At 60.2% G+C, this 17,448-nt stretch carries 11 protein-coding genes; all 11 read right to left on the bottom strand.

All coding sequences use genetic code 11. The features are described from left to right. Positions 1 to 143 precede the first annotated feature (143 nt). Complete coding sequence (gene rfbH / locus ACSSU5_RS03290; RefSeq protein WP_492560598.1) at positions 144 to 1,466, bottom strand: lipopolysaccharide biosynthesis protein RfbH; 1,323 nt, start codon at positions 1,464 to 1,466, stop codon at positions 144 to 146. Beyond that, positions 1,463 to 2,536, bottom strand: coding sequence for a CDP-glucose 4,6-dehydratase (rfbG, locus tag ACSSU5_RS03295; protein WP_492560599.1), 1,074 nt, complete (start codon positions 2,534 to 2,536; stop codon positions 1,463 to 1,465). Before rfbG ends, rfbH begins: the two co-directional genes overlap by 4 nt. After that, complete coding sequence (gene rfbF / locus ACSSU5_RS03300) at positions 2,518 to 3,288, bottom strand: glucose-1-phosphate cytidylyltransferase (RefSeq protein ID WP_492560600.1); 771 nt, start codon at positions 3,286 to 3,288, stop codon at positions 2,518 to 2,520. Before rfbF ends, rfbG begins: the two co-directional genes overlap by 19 nt. 259 nt (positions 3,289 to 3,547) lie before the next feature. After that, a complete protein-coding gene (locus ACSSU5_RS03305) occupies positions 3,548 to 6,274 on the bottom strand; it encodes a glycosyltransferase (RefSeq protein ID WP_492560601.1) in 2,727 nt (908 codons plus the stop codon). A gap of 49 nt (positions 6,275 to 6,323) precedes the next feature. Continuing rightward, positions 6,324 to 9,881 (bottom strand): glycosyltransferase, encoded by a 3,558-nt coding sequence (locus ACSSU5_RS03310; protein ID WP_492560602.1) that lies wholly within the window; start codon positions 9,879 to 9,881, stop codon positions 6,324 to 6,326. Positions 9,882 to 9,974: 93 nt separating this feature from the next. Next, entirely contained in the window at positions 9,975 to 11,558 is a 1,584-nt protein-coding gene (locus ACSSU5_RS03315) for a flagellar hook-associated protein 3 (RefSeq protein WP_492560603.1), read from the bottom strand. 13 nt (positions 11,559 to 11,571) lie between these two features. Continuing rightward, positions 11,572 to 13,602: a flagellar hook-associated protein FlgK gene (gene flgK / locus ACSSU5_RS03320; RefSeq protein WP_492560604.1), complete on the bottom strand. Its 2,031-nt coding sequence runs from the start codon at positions 13,600 to 13,602 to the stop codon at positions 11,572 to 11,574. Positions 13,603 to 13,614: 12 nt separating this feature from the next. Continuing rightward, positions 13,615 to 14,769: a flagellar assembly peptidoglycan hydrolase FlgJ gene (flgJ, locus tag ACSSU5_RS03325; protein ID WP_492560605.1), complete on the bottom strand. Its 1,155-nt coding sequence runs from the start codon at positions 14,767 to 14,769 to the stop codon at positions 13,615 to 13,617. Between the two features lie 11 nt (positions 14,770 to 14,780). Then, positions 14,781 to 15,890, bottom strand: a complete 1,110-nt coding sequence (locus ACSSU5_RS03330; protein ID WP_413470110.1) for a flagellar basal body P-ring protein FlgI — start codon at positions 15,888 to 15,890, stop codon at positions 14,781 to 14,783. Positions 15,891 to 15,902: 12 nt separating this feature from the next. Further along, positions 15,903 to 16,598 (bottom strand): flagellar basal body L-ring protein FlgH, encoded by a 696-nt coding sequence (gene flgH, locus ACSSU5_RS03335; RefSeq protein WP_264312169.1) that lies wholly within the window; start codon positions 16,596 to 16,598, stop codon positions 15,903 to 15,905. 48 nt (positions 16,599 to 16,646) lie between these two features. Continuing rightward, positions 16,647 to 17,432 carry a flagellar basal-body rod protein FlgG gene (gene flgG, locus ACSSU5_RS03340; protein ID WP_264312168.1) on the bottom strand — a complete coding sequence of 262 codons (786 nt, stop codon included), beginning with the start codon at positions 17,430 to 17,432 and terminating at the stop codon, positions 16,647 to 16,649. Between the last annotated feature and the right edge of the window lie 16 nt (positions 17,433 to 17,448).

A 17,448-nucleotide genomic window follows, 5' to 3' on the forward strand; every position in this document is an offset into this window, starting at 1 on the left:
GCGGGGAAGCCACATGCAGGGGCGGGAGACCTTGAGTAATCACAGGCTATATCCGGGTCGCTGTGTCGAAGTTGGCCGGGCGGTGGCTCGATCGAACCACTGACGACCGTGCCTGATAACAAGCGCACGATTGAAGGTGGACATCAGCGCACTCTCCGCACGTAACTTTCGATACTGCTCGCGGCGTGCTCAAGGTGATCCTCGCCAAGGCCAGGCCACAGGCCGATCCAGAACGTATCTCTCATCACTTTGTCGGTCACCGGCAACTCACTGGCCACCCGGTACTGCTGCTCCTTCATGTAAGGCTGTCGAATCAGGTTGCCCGCAAACAACAGCCGGGTACCGACATTCTGTGCATCAAGGTGGCGCAACAGGTCCAGACGCTCGACGCCACAACCATCACGCAACGTCAAGGGGAAGCCGAACCAAGAAGGGTCGCTGTTAGGCGTGGCATGCGGGAGAATCAACTGCTCGGCACAACCAGCGAGCCGATCGCTGAGCCAGGCGAAATTGCGTTTGCGGGCAGCGATGAAGTCATCGACTCGGTCCATCTGCGCCAGGGCACAAGCGGCCTGCATGTCAGTAATTTTCAGGTTGTAGCCCAAATGGGAATAGGTGTACTTGTGGTCGTACCCTTGCGGCAGATCGCCCAACTGCCAACAGAAACGCTTGCTGCAGGTATTGTCCTCGCCTGGCCCGCAATAGCAGTCACGCCCCCAATCACGGAACGACTCGACGATACGCTTGAGCAAAGGAGAATCCGTGAATACCGCCCCCCCCTCTCCCATGGTGATATGGTGCGCCGGGTAAAAACTCAACGTTCCCAGGTCGCCGAAACCACCCACTTGACGGCCATCGTAGGTCGCGCCCAGGGCGTCGCAGCAGTCTTCAATCAGCCACAGCCCATAGCGGTCGCACAACTCGCGCACCACTTTGAGATTGAACGGGTTGCCCAAGGTATGGGCCAGCATTATGGCCTTGGTCCTTGGGCCGATGGCCGCCTCGATCAAAGTCGGGTCGACGTTGTAAGTGCCCATTTCGATATCGACGAAAACCGGCACGGCGCCAAACTGCAGAATCGGGTTAACCGTTGTGGGGAAGCCAGCAGCCACACCGATGACCTCGTCCCCCTTGCGAATTGCGCGATCACCCAGTCGCGGCGAAGTCAGGGCAGAAAATGCCAACAGGTTGGCTGAAGAGCCGGAGTTGGCAGTCAGCACACCGCGTCGGCCAAGGTAACGTGCCAGACGCTTCTCGAACGCCTGGTTGAAACGCCCGGTAGTCAACCAGCCGTCAAGCACCGCCTCGGTCATGGCCTGCAACTCTGGAGCACCAATGACTTTGCCTGACGGTGGAACCGCATGTTGGCCCGGTACAAACGGGTGCGCAGCCAGTTCCAGCTCTGCATAGCGGCCTACGAGTTCGGCAATTTGCTGGCGCAACTGCTGCGCCGTTTGATCAGTCATTGGTTCTCACCTTCATGGGCCGCTATCTGCGTGCGGCAGTATTGCTGCATGTCTTGATGCTCGTGCCAGGCGTGATGCCACTCCAGCGTCTTTTGCAAGGATTGCCTCAACCCCCAGCGCGGGCGCCAACCCAGCAGTTGACGCGCCTTGGACGAATCGAGGGTCAGTAGCCCAGCTTCATGGGGCTGGGCTTGCGGCTCGATGGCCCAGCGGACCTCGCTGGGCCATAGCTGCGCCATGGTTTTCACCACGTCACCAACGGTTGCCGTACCCTCACTGTCTGGCCCGAAATTCCAGGCCTGAGCCATGTCCTGACCGTGTTCGACCAACGCCTGCGCCAGAAGTAAATAGCCCTGAAGCGGGTCAAGCACGTGTTGCCACGGACGCACAGCACTTGGATAACGCAGCGTCAGCGACTCACCTGCCCCCCACGTACGCAGGATGTCTGGTAGCAGACGGTCAGCGGACCAGTCCCCACCACCGATTACGTTACCCGCGCGTGCCGTCGCCAGCGCGACACCCCGTTCACGCAGGAAGGACTCGCGCCATGAAGCACAAAGCAGCTCGACGCAGGCTTTGCTACTGCTGTAGGGGTCATGCCCGCCTAAAGCATCCTGCTCGCGATAAGGCCATATCCACTCGCGGTTCTCGTAGCACTTGTCGCTGGTCACCACCAATACAGCACGCACCGACGCGCACTGACGCACAGCCTCTAGCACGTTGAGCGTGCCGGTGACATTGGTCGCATAGGTTTGCGCCGGGCTGCGATAGGATTCACGCACCAACGGCTGCGCAGCCAGGTGCATTACAATTTCCGGGCGGAATGCCACCACACTGCGCAGCACATGCTCGGCATTACGGACATCGGCAAATTCCCCCCCGACGCACGCGGCCAGCCGAGCGCTATCGTAAAGTGCCGGTGACGTGTCGGGTGCCAGCGAGTAGCCATGGACTTCGGCACCGAGCTCTCTCAACCAAAGGGCAAGCCAACCACCTTTAAAACCGCTATGCCCAGTCAAGAAGACCCGGCGCCCCGACCAGAAGCTGCGACTTACTGCCATACTCGCCATTGCGCCTCACTCGCCTTCCACCGCTCTTCCAGGTAATTGCGATCACGCAGGGTGTCCATAGCCTGCCAGAACCCTCGATGCACATAACTCATCAGCTGGCCGTCCTGCGCCAAGGCGCGCATTGGTTCGTACTCCCAGGTGGTCGTGTCACCTTCGATGTAGTCGAAGATCCCCGGTTCGAGCACGAAGAATCCGCCATTGATCCAGCCGCCGTCGCCCAAAGGCTTTTCCTGGAAACCATGGACCTGCTCACCACGAACATCCAATGCGCCGTAACGCCCCGGCGGCTGGACGGCGGTGACCGTTGCCAGCTTGCCGTGATACTTGTGGAATTCGAGCAATGCAGACAAGTCGACGTTGGCTACGCCGTCACCATAGGTCAGGCAGAAGGCCTCGTCCCCAACATAGTCGCGCACGCGCTTGAGGCGCCCACCGGTTGCCGTATTCTCACCGGTATCCACAAGCGTCACGCGCCAAGGTTCGGCATGACGGTTGTGGATGTGCATCTGATTTTCCGACATGTCGAAGGTGACATCGGACATATGCAAGAAATAGTTAGCGAAGTATTCCTTGATCACATAGCCCTTGTAGCCCAGACAGATCACAAAATCGGTAATCCCGTAATGGGAATAGATCTTCATGATGTGCCATATGATCGGCTTGCCACCAATCTCGATCATCGGTTTGGGGCGAAGATGTGACTCTTCACTGATACGGGTACCCAGGCCTCCGGCCAGGATGACTGCTTTCATTGTCGACCCACCTTGACGGGCTAGCGCCCTCAGAGGGCTGACAAAATACTGACCAATTCAGTAAGTTGCAGCTACCTAGCAAAAAGATTGCCAATTAGGCTTGGCGTCGGAGCAAGCAGCCGCCGCCAGATAGAATAATAAGCAGTAAACCCTTGACGGTAAGCGCGGCCAGCGAATGGAGAACTGGCCGATCATCGGTCCATGACTCAGGGGCTACGATGGCCAGGATCGCAGCACCGTCAATAAACCGCCTGGTTGGCTATTCAACCCGAGACAGCCAGTCCAGCGTCGAGGCAGACCCAACACGCCCCGTGAAAGCCGACGGCCAGCGTACAAACAGCGCCTGCGCCAAGCCCTCACTTGCACTAGGCATAGCGCAAACCTGCAATTGCGCCTGAGGTGTCCAGACCACCGATTGCCCAGCTTCCATGGCAGCCAAGCACAAGTCGATGTCAGCCCCTTCCTCGATCTGCAAACCCCCACAGTGCTCGAACACACCCTTACTGACCATCAAGCAGTCCGCACTGACCGCCTGACAACTGCGCACCGAGAGTGACCAACGCGCCTCACCACGCTCCTCTGGCGACAAACCCTGCCAAGGCATGGCGACTTTCGGCCCATCGAGCAAGGCATACCCAGCATGCAACAAGGTCGCATCAGCCGCTTGCAGCAATGCCCCCACCACGCCGACCTCCGGGCGCTGCGCCTCATTGAGCAACATCTCGAGCCAGGCAGGGGTGATGACTTGGCAGCGTGCGGACAACAACACAAGGTAGTCCCCCAGAGCCTGACCGGCCGCCTGGTTCAGCCAGCTGCTGCGTGACTCACCCACCTGACCGACCAGCACTCGGACCCGCCCTCCGAAGCCTTGAAGCATCGGCGCTTCATGATCGGCGCAGACCACCAGCACCTCATAACGTGGATAACGGGTACGCTGTACCACCCTGGTGAGGCAAGCCTGCAACAGGGCCGCATCCCCTTCACTCGCCACCAGAATGCTAACCAGCGGCGTGGCGTCATGCCGGTAGTCGATCGACACGCCAGCGAGTTCCTGCTCCTTGAGCTGAGCGCGATACCCCAATTGCGTGAGGTGCCGGCTAACCACCTTAACGGCCTCCCCTTCCAACGCAGGGCTGGCCTGCTCACCGATGACCAAGTAATCGTCCAGATGTGCCAAGCTGCTCAGACCTTGGGCTTCGACCAGCCGAAGCAAGAAGTCCAGCTCCAAAGCTTGACGATGGGTTTCGCTATAGCCACCAAGATCCAGCACCGCCTGACGGCGCAACAACCAGTGCCGCGACATCAGCCCCGCCTGACTGCGAAGCAGATTCACGTCGGCGCCTGGGCGGACGACCGCATGCATCCGCCCTTCTTCATCGCGCTGCACTTCATTGGCACAAATGGCCTGGCAAGCGGGCGACTCGCAGAGCTCGACCAACAATTGCATCAAGCCACCAGCAAGCAATTCATCACCCGCCTGCAGCATCAACAACCATTCGCTCGGCAACTGCCGCACCACCTGGTTCAAGTGGGCCACCCAGTTGCTGTCATTGACCTGGATGAAATGCAGGGTATCTCGAGCGGTGGTGATGACTGGCGGTTTACCTGCCTTGAGCACCACCAGCTTGAAGCCCTGTGCACCACTGGCAAGCACACTATCGAAAGTATTTTGCAGGCCGACATCATCGTTGGCCAGATCTAACACCACGAAGGCAATCTGCCCAGCAGAGCGATTGGCCAGATAGCCCTGCACGCGCTTGAGCGCGGCGGCATCTGGCGTAGCTGCCTGCAAGTCTGACAGAAGCTGCCCCGAGGGCGTTGCCTCCAGACGCGGGAGTTGAGCAATACCAGGTATCCGCTCCAGGCGCAGGAGCCATTCGTTCAGTTCTCGGACACGATCGCCCTCGTCTGGTCCGGTCAGGGTCGCAACCAACTGCCGGCAGATCTGCGGATCGAAAAGCCCTAGGACCATCGCCTGCCAATAGCGCAACTGCAAACTCTCCGCAGTATCGTTAGCATGCACCCTTGCCAGGTGATGCTGGCGAACCCACATCCCCTCCAGCGCCCTGTACTGTTCCACGCCCGCCGGCCAGGCATGGCAAATGAACTCCACAGCCGACAGCTGAGCGAACAACGCACTATTGTAATAGGGCATCTCCACATACTGGCTAGGTTCAAACACGCGCTGAGGATCACCATTCACACTGCTCCAGCTGGAAGTGAACAGTAAAGGTGCCTCACCATGGTCGTAGGTGCTGCGGACATACTGATTGAGTACGGCATATCCAGCATCGTCGACACACAACGCCTGATACTCGGCATCGTGCTGACGCAGATAGCGCAGCGCTTTGTTCAACTGTTCTTCACGCGCTACCCGGCTGGAGGCAAGTGGCTCATACGCGCAAAGCACATCGGTCTGATCAAGCTGGGCTATCTCGCCAAGCGCAAGGATCGCGTAGGACAACGCCAACTGGAACGTGGCGACATCCGCATGTGAAGGCACACTGGCCAGCGCCGCCTGCAAGGCAGGCCGACGGACCATCGCACGCCAAGCCTGGCGGCCAGCCTGAGCGTATTGGAGCAGGCGCGCTCTCGCTCCAGGCTCTGCCGATACTGGCAGCGCACTACCGAGTTTGTGGTACTTCATCTTGGCATTACCCACGACGAAGCCCAGCGCACAGCCCTGGGCTGCGAGCGCCTGTGACTGCTCATGCAAGCAGGCCACTGCCCCCTGCAGCGCATCGACCAAGACAAAGTCGGTCTCCATGGCAAGCACCACGAATGGTGTAGCGATCCGCTGCAGTACCTCTTGCAGTTGCTCGCGCAGGTCTTCCCCTGCCTGCCCCGCCGAAACCGAACCCACCACCACTGACGGGATACCGGCTTGCTGGTAATGGTAGTGCGCTCGAGCACAGTAATCGGCCTTGCCCTGCCCCAGCAAAACGACGGTGACTTCACTACTCGGCGCAGTTGCAATTTCGGCCATAATACCCTCTTCAATTTTTCGATTCAGCGCCCGGCGCCGAGCCATAGGCTCAGTCTGCCAACCAGGCATTAGCCCAATGCTGCAAGTGTTGCGGCGTCAGTACGTAGTCCCGCAGTACCGCTTCGCGCAGGGCATCACCCTGACGGTAGTTGGCCTGAGGATCGCAAAGGTGCATGCGTATCGCCTCTAGCCACTGTTCGGTCGTATTGTCTTTGACTCGCGTGCAGGGCAGGTAGCCAGCGTACGCCTTGGTATCAGTGCAAATGACAGGGAACCCACAGGCGCCATACTCCAGCAGGCGCAAGTTACTCTTGCAGTCGTTGAACAAGTTCTGCTCAAGCGGAGCCAGCGCCAGGTCAAGATTGAGGCTGGCCAACTTACGCGGATACTGAGCCAGTGGTACGCCTTTGTGGAACTCCTTGATATAGGGACGCAGCACCTCCGGGCACATGCCGAAGAACACCCAGTCGACCTCATCCGCCAAAGCCCGGACAACGCCCAGCATCAACTCCAGATCCCCTCTGTGGCTGGTACCACCTGCCCAGCCCACACGAGGTTTCATGCTGGTCTGGCGCTGGCTGGAAAGACCTGTCCACAGCGAAGCGGCCAACATGTTGGGCACCACACGGATGTCGTGGTGCATGTGCGACAAAGCGTCAGCCAAGGGCTCGGTGGAAACCACCAGCCGATCACAAAGACCAACAGCCTGGCTGAGCAACTCGCCAATGTCTTTCGGCCAATTCCGGGTATGGTCGTTTTTCTCAGGCGGCTGGATTACATAATCGTCGATTTCGAAGATGCGCCGAGCATTGGAGAACTGCCTGATTTCAGTCAACTCCTTCAAATGTTCAGCGGAATACCGAAGCTGCAGGATCATCGCATCAGGCTTCTCACGCTCCGACACAATGGGTTCCGGCATCTGGTACCCGATCCGCCCCTGAATCCAGCCTGCGCCTTCCAGCTCCGTGAACGGCTGGATGACTCGATAATGCCCGACTGCAGACGCATTGAATGGCAACGCCAACACTGACGGCATCGCTCGCGCAATGAAAGGATCCCAACCGCTACGCAACCCTGGCTCAAGCCTGAAGTTCCCCTGCTTAAGGCTCAGGTTCTTGTTGTAGGCCGGATCATTGGCAACAAGGCCCAGCCAGCGCTGGTAAAACGCCTGTTGGTCAGCACGCCCCTTGCCGGGCATGCTCGAAGGCAACCGGATGACCCTCGAAAACGGCGTCCAGACTACGAGATAACCCGCCTCACGCACCCTCAGGCAGAGATCTGCATCAAACCAATCTTGTTGAAATGCCTGCGTATCCAAGCCCTGCAGCTCATGGAACAACTCGCGCCGAACCAACAGACAATCCAGGTTGAGCGCACTCCAGTTTTGCACCAGGCGCAACCGATCCAGGTAGCTATCAGCATCTGCCGCATTGCCCGCAAATGGGTTACCAGCAGCCCCCCCCAACCCTAGAACCATTGCACTGCAAGCCGCAGTACCGTCACGTGCGTACAGCTTTGGCCCGACGGCCCCAACCTCCGGGCGCTGGGCCTGGCTCATCAACGCTTGCAACCAGTGCGCGTCAAACAGGACGCACCCGACATCGAGTAACAGCAGGTATTCGCCGCGGGCATATTCACTGCCCATGTTCAGGCATGCAGCCTTCCCTTGAGCCTGCACCTCAAGTATGCGCAACTGGTCGCCGCCCAACCCGCCCATGGCCGCCAACCAGTCACGCACCTCAACCGACTCATCACCACTGGCGATCAACAACACTTCGTAAATGCCGTAGCGGGTGTACTCGAACAAGGACTCAACACAGCGACGCAGCGCGAGCAGATCACTCCCAACCACGATCAGAATGGACACACTCGCCTGCTGTTCATGCTGATAACACACCTGAGTGGCCATGCTACCCGTAACAGCCTCCACTTCGGCCGCCACACCCACTCGCTTCAAATGCGCCCGCAACACCGCTGCGGCATGCGCTTGCACTGCCGGGTCATGCATCCAGTCGGCATAGGTGTATTGGCTCTGTACCAGCAATTCGGGGATGTGCTCAACCACCTGCAAGCCATGCACCTCGACCAGCCGCCAGAGCAAATCGTGCGGCGCCAGGCTGGCGAACTGCGAATCAAAACCGCCAACGGCACGCACAGCGTCACATTTGAACGCTAATTGACGGCCTACATAAGGCAGGCTGCGCATCAAATCCAGATTGAAGTCGGGCTTGAAGATCGGCTGGTTCGACTCCCGCCCGTTGTACGCACCTTCATCGCTGTACAGGCACAAACTACCCGTGTTCAAGGCCATGCGTTCGGCCATGATCACCAGTGCATGGGGGTGCAGACGATCCCCTGCGCGCAGCAGGACGATCCAATCGGCCTGGCCGTCCAGCAGCAGTGCATTGACATCACCGAAGCCGTCATCGTGGCGAATCTGATGCTGTACCCCTGCAATGGCCGGCGGCGGCAGATCAGCGGGGCCGAGTAACTGAATACGGCTGGCACCATAGGACTGCGCAGCCAAGCTATCCAGCGTAGCGCGCAGGGCAAGCTCTTCGTCCTCGTTGTAGAACACCACAGGCACGATACGGGGTTGGCATGGCCACTGCTCGATACGCTTGGGCAGCAGGCGCTGCTGGCCTTGCGACAATGAGCGAGACTCCAGCCATTCAGCGTACAACTCCGTGAAGCTAAGGCTGTAAGTACCGACCTGCATCTGGAAGGAAGCGATCTGCCGGGTGGTGAAATTTCGGAAGTCCAGCTCTTGCCACTGCTCTTCGATATCGCCGCTGCACAATGCCAGAGGCAAGTAGCGTACCCACCCCTCGGCAGGCTCGTGTTCTCCCGCTCGTGCAGCCAGCATCTGGTGCAGCCAATCCGTCTCGACCTTGGTCGCCTCTCTCATCGACACGTGATGGCTGAGCCTGCCCGCATGAATACGCTCAATACTCAGCACGTGCTCCAGGCTGGCCAGATGCCCACGACGCAACAAGCAGATAAACAGGGCCATATCGAGGCGTGCGGAGAACCCCTGACCATCCTGCACCAGTGTTGCCAAGTATTCCTCAACCTGAGCACGACGGAACAGGGCATGGCTGATGCCACCAAAAAGGTTGGCAGTACTGTCCGCTATACATGCAAGCAGGTCAGTGCCATGAAGCAAGGCACTGGTCGGGGCGATCACTGCATTAAGCCCTCGAGAGGGCAGAAGAATGTCATCCGCATCGCAAAGCAAACGCTGGCTACTCACCATGCTCACTTGCTCATGGTCACACATGACCTTCGCCTGATGGCTGATGCACTGCTCCAACAACAGGTCATCATCACAGAGAAACTTGATCAGCTCACCTGAAGCGTGGCTCAAGCAAGCCAGCAAGTTGCGGGCAAAGCCCAAGCGCTGGGGATTGCGCACATAACGCACGACCAGCGGGGAAGCCCTGCCCAACTCCTCACAAATCGCCTCGATCTCTTGGCCAGGGCTGTCGTCGCAAATGACCACCTCCAGCCTGGGGTAGTCCTGAATGAGCGCGCTACTCAGCGTGCTGCGAAAGAACTCTGGATTGAACGCTGGAATGGCGATAGTGACGAGGGGCTGTGCGCTCACAGGTTACTCACTTAAGCGGTAAAGCATTTTATGCGGCGAGGGAAGGCAAGATGACCCTTTACATGCAGATCACCTCACCCCAAAAAGCCTCGATCAGATGTAATTGACCAACGACAGCCCGGCGATTTTTGCATAGGCCTGCAAGGAAGCCTGCAGCATGTTGGACTGCATGTTCAGGCGCAGCATCACCTCGGCCGGATCGCTTTCGCGAATCGAGCTTTGGGTCTTGGTGTTTTCAGTACTCAACGCCTCGTTGGTTTCTGCTTGCACATCCAGCGCCTGGCCGCGACCGCCGATAGCACTGACCGACGAAGAGACCTGGTTGATGGCGCTAGCGACGTTGCCCATCGCCGAATCCAGCGAGACCAGGAAGCTCTGCTTTGCTGCCGGATCACCGTCCATCGGCGTGCTCAGCGCGGTGCGCAGCTTGCTGATGGTATCGAGCACGTTCTGGGTCTGGTGAGTGTCGACCTTCACCTCGAACGAATCGCCGGCACTCGGCGCACCCGACAGCTCGAAGCTGACACCCGCAGCCGACGCGGTAGTACCGTTCGGCCCACCCAGCGCACCTTTGGCGACCGGGCGGCTGTCGGCAGTGACAGGCGATGCATACAGCTCGAAAGTATTGCTGCCGGTGAACTTGAGCACGGCGCCGCCTGACGGGAAGGCTGCCTTGTAGAGGTCCGGGTCGGTGATGGTTGCACCGGTGACCTGCTCAGAAGAACTATTACCTGGGCTTCGCGTTCCGGACACCTCATCGGCCTTGGAGCTCAAGCTGAACGTATGACCCGCGATGGCGGCATCTTCGTTACCCTTGTCGCCATCCTTGTAGGTGATGGCCAGGCGCAGATCGACACCGCGGAAGTTGACTGAAGTGTTTTCGCCCTTGGGATCGAATTTACCGCCCTGGCTGGCCTCGAGCGTAACGTCATTACCCTTGGCATCCGTGATCTTGTACTCGGTGCTGCTGACAAACTCGAGCGTGTAAGGCTCGCCACTGCGGAAACGGTCGTTAAACGTCGCGCTACCGGATACCTGGCCGTTGGACAGGCTGACGCGGCCATCGTCCGTAGCAGGCGCGGTCAGCTTGGTCTCGCTGCGGCTGGTGTTGAGTGCCTGCTCGAAGGCATCGTAGCCAGTCTCGTTGGCGGCCAGGCTGAGCATGTCCCCCACCTGCAGGTTCAGTTTGCCTTGGTCGCCTTGGTAGCTGTAGGTGCCATCGGCGTTGCGCTGGTAGGGTGGCGTCTCGCCCTTGGAACCCGAGAAAATGTACTTTCCGCTCTCATCTTTGCTGTTCATCAGGTTGAACAGTTGGTCTTCCAGCGAAGCCAGTTCATCGGCATTGGCCTTACGGTCAGAGTCGGTGAACGCGCCGTTGCCGGAGCTCACTGCCAACTCGTTGACCCGCTGCAGGACGTTACCAATCGACTTCAACGTGCTTTCCGCAGTGCCCAGGGCATTACGAACATTGACAGTATTGGTGGCGTATTGCTTGAGCATGCTTTGTTGCTGCTCCAACTGCAGCAAGCGTGCGGCACCCACCGGGTCATCCTTTGCAGAACGTACACGGATGCCATCGCTGGCCTCCTGCTGGGTCTTCAGCGAATTGGCGAAATTACGCTGATAGTTTGCACTGGTGGTGTTGTAGTACTGCGAAGTAGAAATGCGTACGCTCACGGTCTACGACTCCTTAAAGGCTGTTGATCAGGGTGGCGAAGGTTTCCTGGGCCGCCTTTATGATCTGCGACGACGCGGTGTAGTACTGCTGAAACTTGACCAAGTTACCGACCTCTTCGTCGACCGATACACCCGACAGGCCGTTGCGGCTGTCCAGTGCCGAGGCGTGCAATGCACTGGTGGCGTCGCCGTCCATCTGGGCCTGGCCAGCCTTGCCGCCAACTCCGGATACCAGCTTGGCATAGGCATCGGTGAAGCTGATGCCCTTGCCATTGGCGCCCACATCAATGGTGGATTTGGACTGCAGGTCGATCACCGACAGGGCGTTGCGGTTGTCCGCTGAGCCGGCACCGGTCAAGGCCACGGTATAGCTATCGCCATTCTTCGGTGCGCCGGAAACGCTCATCTCGAAGGTGAAGTTGCTGCCCAACGAGTTGCCATTGCCATCGACCATCGGCACCGACAACTGCAGCTTGTTATCCTGGCCCGGCACAATGGTACCGCTACCGATCTCGGTACCCTTGGCGTCGTAAAGCTTGTAAGCCTGCGGCGAGGCGGTGTCGTCAGCGAACACCAATTTCACCGGGGTCGAGTACTTCAACCCGGCCTGCAGTTGCGAGCGCTGGGCAGCGTCATAGATGTCCAGCTCGGAGGTCAGCTTCGGCTGGGTAATCACCCCAGTGCCCTTGTTGCCAGAGCCGCTGGTGGCGGTCAGCGACGACGACAGCGCCAGGCGTTTGGGGTCGGTCAGCACGGTTTCGATGCTGGCCGCGGCATTGCGGGTGGGGGTGATCTTGAAGCTGTCGCCGGCACTCAAACCACCGCCATTAAGCGACAAGGTGAAGCCATCGATCACCGGTGGCGGGCTGTCACTCAGGTCGAAGCTACCCATGTCAGTGCCTTCAGGCAGTTTGCGCACGCTGTAGCCGGTGGTACTGGTGAAGGTCACCTGATAATCGCTGATCGACAGCTTGCCGGTGTCCTTGATGGTGACATCGAGGTTGCCGGAGCCGGCGCTGTTGCCCGACTTGGCAACACTGCGCTCACTGATGGCTTTGGCGCTGTTTATGTCACCGAACAGGGTGGCGCCGAAGTCGCCGTTCCTGTCGATGCCTTGGGCCAACTGGCTGTTGATCGCGTCGGCCACCACCAGGGCCACACGCCCCAGTTCATTGAGCGCCGGATCGAGGGTTTCCCTGCGGTAACGCAGCAGGCCGCCCAGCTCACCACCGGTGGCGCTGCTGGTGATGTCCATCTTGGTCGAGCCGCGATTGAGGATCAGGCTCGTGCGGGTCGGGTCGGTGGCGCTTGGCTCGACACCCAGGGTCTGGGTGGTTTTGCCCAGCACCAGTGCCTGGCCGTTCTTCAGGTAGATGTCGTAGTTGCCATCACGCTCCACCACATCGGTGCCAATCAATGCGTTCAGTTCGCGTACCGCGCCATCACGCTGGTCAAGCAGGTCGTTGGGCTGGCCGGTGACCGCGCTCACCTTGGCAATCTGATCGTTCAGATCTGCGACGGTCTTGGTCAGGTTGTTAACCTGATCGGCTATTGATGCCATGTTGCTGCTGATATTGCTGTTCTGCTGGTTCAGCTGCGAAGACAAGGTGTTGAAGCGCTTGGCCAGGGACTGAGCACTGGTCAGCAACAGTTGTCGCGAGGCATCCTCGGTAGGCTTGGCAGCAGCGTCCTGCATGCTACTGAAGAAACTCTGCAGCGCGGCAGTAATGCCGGTGTCGCTGCTGGACAGGGCAGTATCCAGCGGCGTGATCTGCTTCAGATACGAGCCAGCTTCGCTGCTCAGCGAGGTGGTGGTACGCAGCTGGTTCTCGAGGAACGCGTTGTACACCCGGCGCACATCGGCCAAGGTGGTACCGCTGCCGATGAAGACCTGGCCAACCTGTTGGCCGCCTTTGGTCTTCTGCACGTTCTGCTGGCGCGAATAGCTTTCGACATCGGCGTTGGCGATGTTGTTACCGAGGGTGTACATCCCCGACTGCGCGGCGCCAAGCCCCGACATACCAATGTTGATCAGACTCGCCATGGTTGCATGCCCTTAAAGTTTCGTTGTGGTACCGAGCATTGCGTAGCGCTCGTACGACTTCATCTGTCTTGCGATCTGCGAGATCTTGCTGGCGTAGTTCGGGTCGGTGGCGTAACCGGCCTTCTGCAGCTCTCGCACAAACTGTTCGGGTTTATCGGCCACACTCACCGCATCTTGATAGCGCGAATTGTTCTGCAGCAAGCTGACCAGGTCGTGGAAGCTGTCCTGGTAGGAATCGTACGAGCGGAACGCCGCCGTTTCCTTGACGAACTGGCCATCACGGAATTCGCTGGTGATCGCCCTCGCCTGCTCGCCCTGCCAGTTACCACTGGCCTTGATGCCAAACAGGTTGTGGCTGCTGCTGCCATCGGTGTTGCGCATGACCGACTTGCCCCAGCCGGTTTCCAGGGCCGCCTGGGCCACCAGGTAGCGCGGGTCGATACCGATGCGCTTGGCGGCCTGCTCGGCCATCGGCAGCATGGTGGCAACGAACGTGTCGCTGTCAGAGAACGCCTTGTTCGGCGCCAGCGGTGGCTGGGCCACGGCACGCCCGACAATGCGCAGGCCGTTGTCCGGCACGGCAAAGGCCTTGGCCACCTGCTGGCCGTCACGGGGCGGCACGGCAGCGCTGTTGCTGGTTGCGGCCGACGGCACGATGCCGGCCAGCAAGCGGTCGGTCAGCTTGCTCGGCAGCGCCAGGCGCCGCGAATTGAGGGCAGCGACGTCGTTACGGGGCGCGCCCGACTCGGCGGCACGCACAGGCTCCGCCACCTTGTTGCCCCACAGCGCCGGGCCACTGCCCTCGCCGCGCGCAAACGGGCTGCTGGTGCCGGCCGTGCTCTTGCTCTTGGTCAACTGGCGCACCAGTACGTCCTGCAGGCCGATACCGCCGCCCTCGCGGGACATGCTCACGGCCAACTGCTGGTCATACATGTCGCGGTATTGCTTGACCGTCTCGGTGTTCATCGGGTTGTCGTCGGCCAGCACATCGCTGGCCTTGCGCGAGGCCTTGAGCATTTCGCTGATAAACAGCGACTCGAACTCCTGCGCCACCTTGCGCACGTTGCCTTCGCTGTCGCGGTCGCCGTGTTTGAGCGAGCTCAGGCGATTGAGGTCGGTGTAGGCGCCGCTGTCGACGCTGCCGGAAACCAGGCTTTTGCTGTTCATCCGCTGCGTCCTCAGATCACGATCAGGTCGGCTTGCAAGGCGCCGGCCTGTTTCAGGGCTTCGAGGATCGCCATCAGGTCGCTGGGCGCCGCACCGACCTGGTTCACCGCGCGGACGATTTCATCCAGCGTGGTACCCGGGCCAAACTTGAACATCGGCTTGGCTTCCTGCTCGGCGTTGACCCGCGAGCGTGGCACCACGGCGGTCTCGCCATTGGAGAACGCGCCCGGCTGGCTGACGATCGGGTCTTCGGTAATGGTCACGGTCAGGCTGCCGTGGGTCACCGCAGCAGGCGAAACCTTGACGTTCTGGCCAATCACGATGGTGCCGGTACGCGAGTTGATGATGACCTTCGCCACCGCCTGGCCCGGGTCGATCTCGAGGTTTTCAAGGATCGACAGGTAGTCCACCCGCTGGCTCGGGTCCATCGGCGCGCTGACACGCACCGAACCACCATCCACAGCCTGGGCGACTCCAGGGCCGAGCAGTTCGTTGACCTTGTCGACGATCCGCTTGGCGGTGGTGAAGTCTGGGCGATTGAGGTTCAGGGTCAGGCTGTTGCCCTGGTTGAACCCACTCGGCACCGCCCGCTCGACGCTGGCGCCACCGGGAATACGCCCGGCCGACGGAACGTTGACGGTGATCTTCGAGCCATCGCGGCCTTCGGCATCGAAGCCGCCCACCACCAGGTTGCCCTGGGCGATGGCGTAGACGTTGCCGTCGATACCCTTGAGCGGGGTCAGCAGCAGGCTGCCACCGCGCAAGCTCTTGGAGTTACCGATCGACGACACCGTAATGTCCACCACCTGGCCGGGCTTGGCGAACGCCGGCAGGTCGGCATGCACCGACACCGCCGCGACGTTTTTCAGCTGCACGTTGCCAGAACCCGCCGGCACCTTGATGCCGAACTGCGACAGCATGTTGTTGAAGGTCTGCAGGGTGAACGGCGTCTGGGTGGTCTGGTCACCCGTGCCGTTGAGCCCCACCACCAGGCCGTAACCGATCAGCTGGTTGGAACGCACGCCAGAGATGCTGGCGATGTCCTTCAGGCGCTCGGCCTGGGCCGCGAAGGCGCAGGACAGTAGCAGGGTTGCGGCAATCAGCTGCCTCACGTTGAACATGGTCATCCGTACTCAGAAAGGCCAAAGCGGGCTGATGAAGAAGCGGTCCAGCCACCCGGGCTGGCTGGCATCGGCAAACGAGCCGGTCCCGGAATAGGTGATACGCGCATCGGCCACACGAGTGGACGGCACGGTGTTATCGGTGGCGATGTCGTCAGCGCGGATCATGCCGGCAATGCGCACCAGCTCTTCGCCGGTGTTCAAGGTCAGCCACTTCTCGCCGCGCACGGCGATGATGCCGTTAGGCAGCACTTCGGCCACGGTCACGGTGATCGAACCGGTCAGGGTGTTGCCCTGGGTGGCCTTGCTGTCGCCCTTGGTAGCGCGCTCGCCGCTGTAACCGGCTTCCAGCGACAGGTCACCGCCGCCGAACGGGTTGTTGGTGTTGGGCGTGCTGCCGAACAGCGAGCTCAGGCCGATGTCGGCCTTGCTGTTCTTCTGGATCTGCGAGCCTGCGTTCTTGCTGGCAGAAGTGCGTTCGTTAAGCGTGATGGTGATGATGTCACCCACCCGGAACGCCTTGCGGTCGCTGTACAGATTCTGCTCGAACCCGGCCTGGTAGATCGAACCGTTGTTGGCCGCCGCCGGCAACGGGGTGCGCGGCAACACCGGCGCATAGTACGGGTCGTTGGGCTTGGGCGTCGGGCCGACGCAACCTGCCAACAACACCGCCCCCCCCAGGGCGAAGACGGACAACAGACGATTCATGACGCTTACCTCACGGTGTAACTGGGCTACGGGGCCAGGTTCAGGGGCTTACAGCTGCTGGGTGACGAACGACAGCATCTGGTCGGCGGTGGAGATGACTTTGGAGTTCATCTCGTAGGCACGCTGAGTGGTGATCATGTTCACCAGCTCTTCCACGGTGCTGACGTTGGAGTTTTCCAAGGTCTGCTGCAGGGTGGTGCCAAAGCCGTTCAGGCCTGGGGTGCCGACTTGCGGCGCGCCGCTGGCGGCGGTTTCCAGGAACAGGTTGTTGCCCATTGCCTGCAGGCCAGCGGGGTTGATGAAGTCGGCGGTCTGAATGTTGCCGATTACCTGCGCCGCCGGGTTGCCCGCGACGGTGATCGACACCGTGCCATCCTGGCCGACGGTGAAGGTCTGTGCGTCATTTGGCACGACGATGGCAGGTTCCAGCGCCATGCCGTCGGCATTGACGATCTGGCCATCGGAGTTCAGGTGGAAGGTGCCGTCGCGGGTGTAGGAAACGGTGCCATCGGGCTGCAGGATCTGGAAGAAGCCACGGCCATTGACCGCCATGTCCAGCGGGTTCTCGGTGGTCTGCAGGCTGCCGGTAGTGAAGTTTTTCTGGGTGCCGACAATGCGCACACCGGTACCTACCTGCAGGCCCGAAGGCAGCTCGCTGTCCTGGGTCGACTGGGCGCCGGGCTGACGCTTGATCTGGTAGAGCAGGTCCTGGAATTCGGCGCGATCACGCTTGAAACCGGTGGTCGAGACGTTGGCCAGGTTGTTGGAAATGACCGTCAGGTTGGTGTCCTGGGCGGACAGGCCGGTTTTAGCGACCCAAAGAGCCGGAAGCATGCTGTTCTCCTCGTGC

Source organism: Pseudomonas sp. E1MeOHC2, assembly GCF_058745025.1.

Bases quoted from the DNA above. Each gene is read 5' to 3' on its own strand.
- flgG (WP_264312168.1), bottom strand. From the start codon at position 17,432: ATGCTTCCGGCTCTTTGGGTCGCTAAAACCGGCCTGTCCGCCCAGGAC.
- rfbF (WP_492560600.1), bottom strand. From the start codon at position 3,288: ATGAAAGCAGTCATCCTGGCCGGAGGCCTGGGTACCCGTATCAGTGAA.
- flgK (WP_492560604.1), bottom strand. From the start codon at position 13,602: ATGGCGAGTCTGATCAACATTGGTATGTCGGGGCTTGGCGCCGCGCAG.
- flgJ (WP_492560605.1), bottom strand. From the start codon at position 14,769: ATGAACAGCAAAAGCCTGGTTTCCGGCAGCGTCGACAGCGGCGCCTAC.
- flgH (WP_264312169.1), bottom strand. From the start codon at position 16,598: ATGAATCGTCTGTTGTCCGTCTTCGCCCTGGGGGGGGCGGTGTTGTTG.
- rfbH (WP_492560598.1), bottom strand. From the start codon at position 1,466: ATGACTGATCAAACGGCGCAGCAGTTGCGCCAGCAAATTGCCGAACTC.
- ACSSU5_RS03330 (WP_413470110.1), bottom strand. From the start codon at position 15,890: ATGTTCAACGTGAGGCAGCTGATTGCCGCAACCCTGCTACTGTCCTGC.
- rfbG (WP_492560599.1), bottom strand. From the start codon at position 2,536: ATGGCGAGTATGGCAGTAAGTCGCAGCTTCTGGTCGGGGCGCCGGGTC.
- ACSSU5_RS03305 (WP_492560601.1), bottom strand. From the start codon at position 6,274: ATGGCCGAAATTGCAACTGCGCCGAGTAGTGAAGTCACCGTCGTTTTG.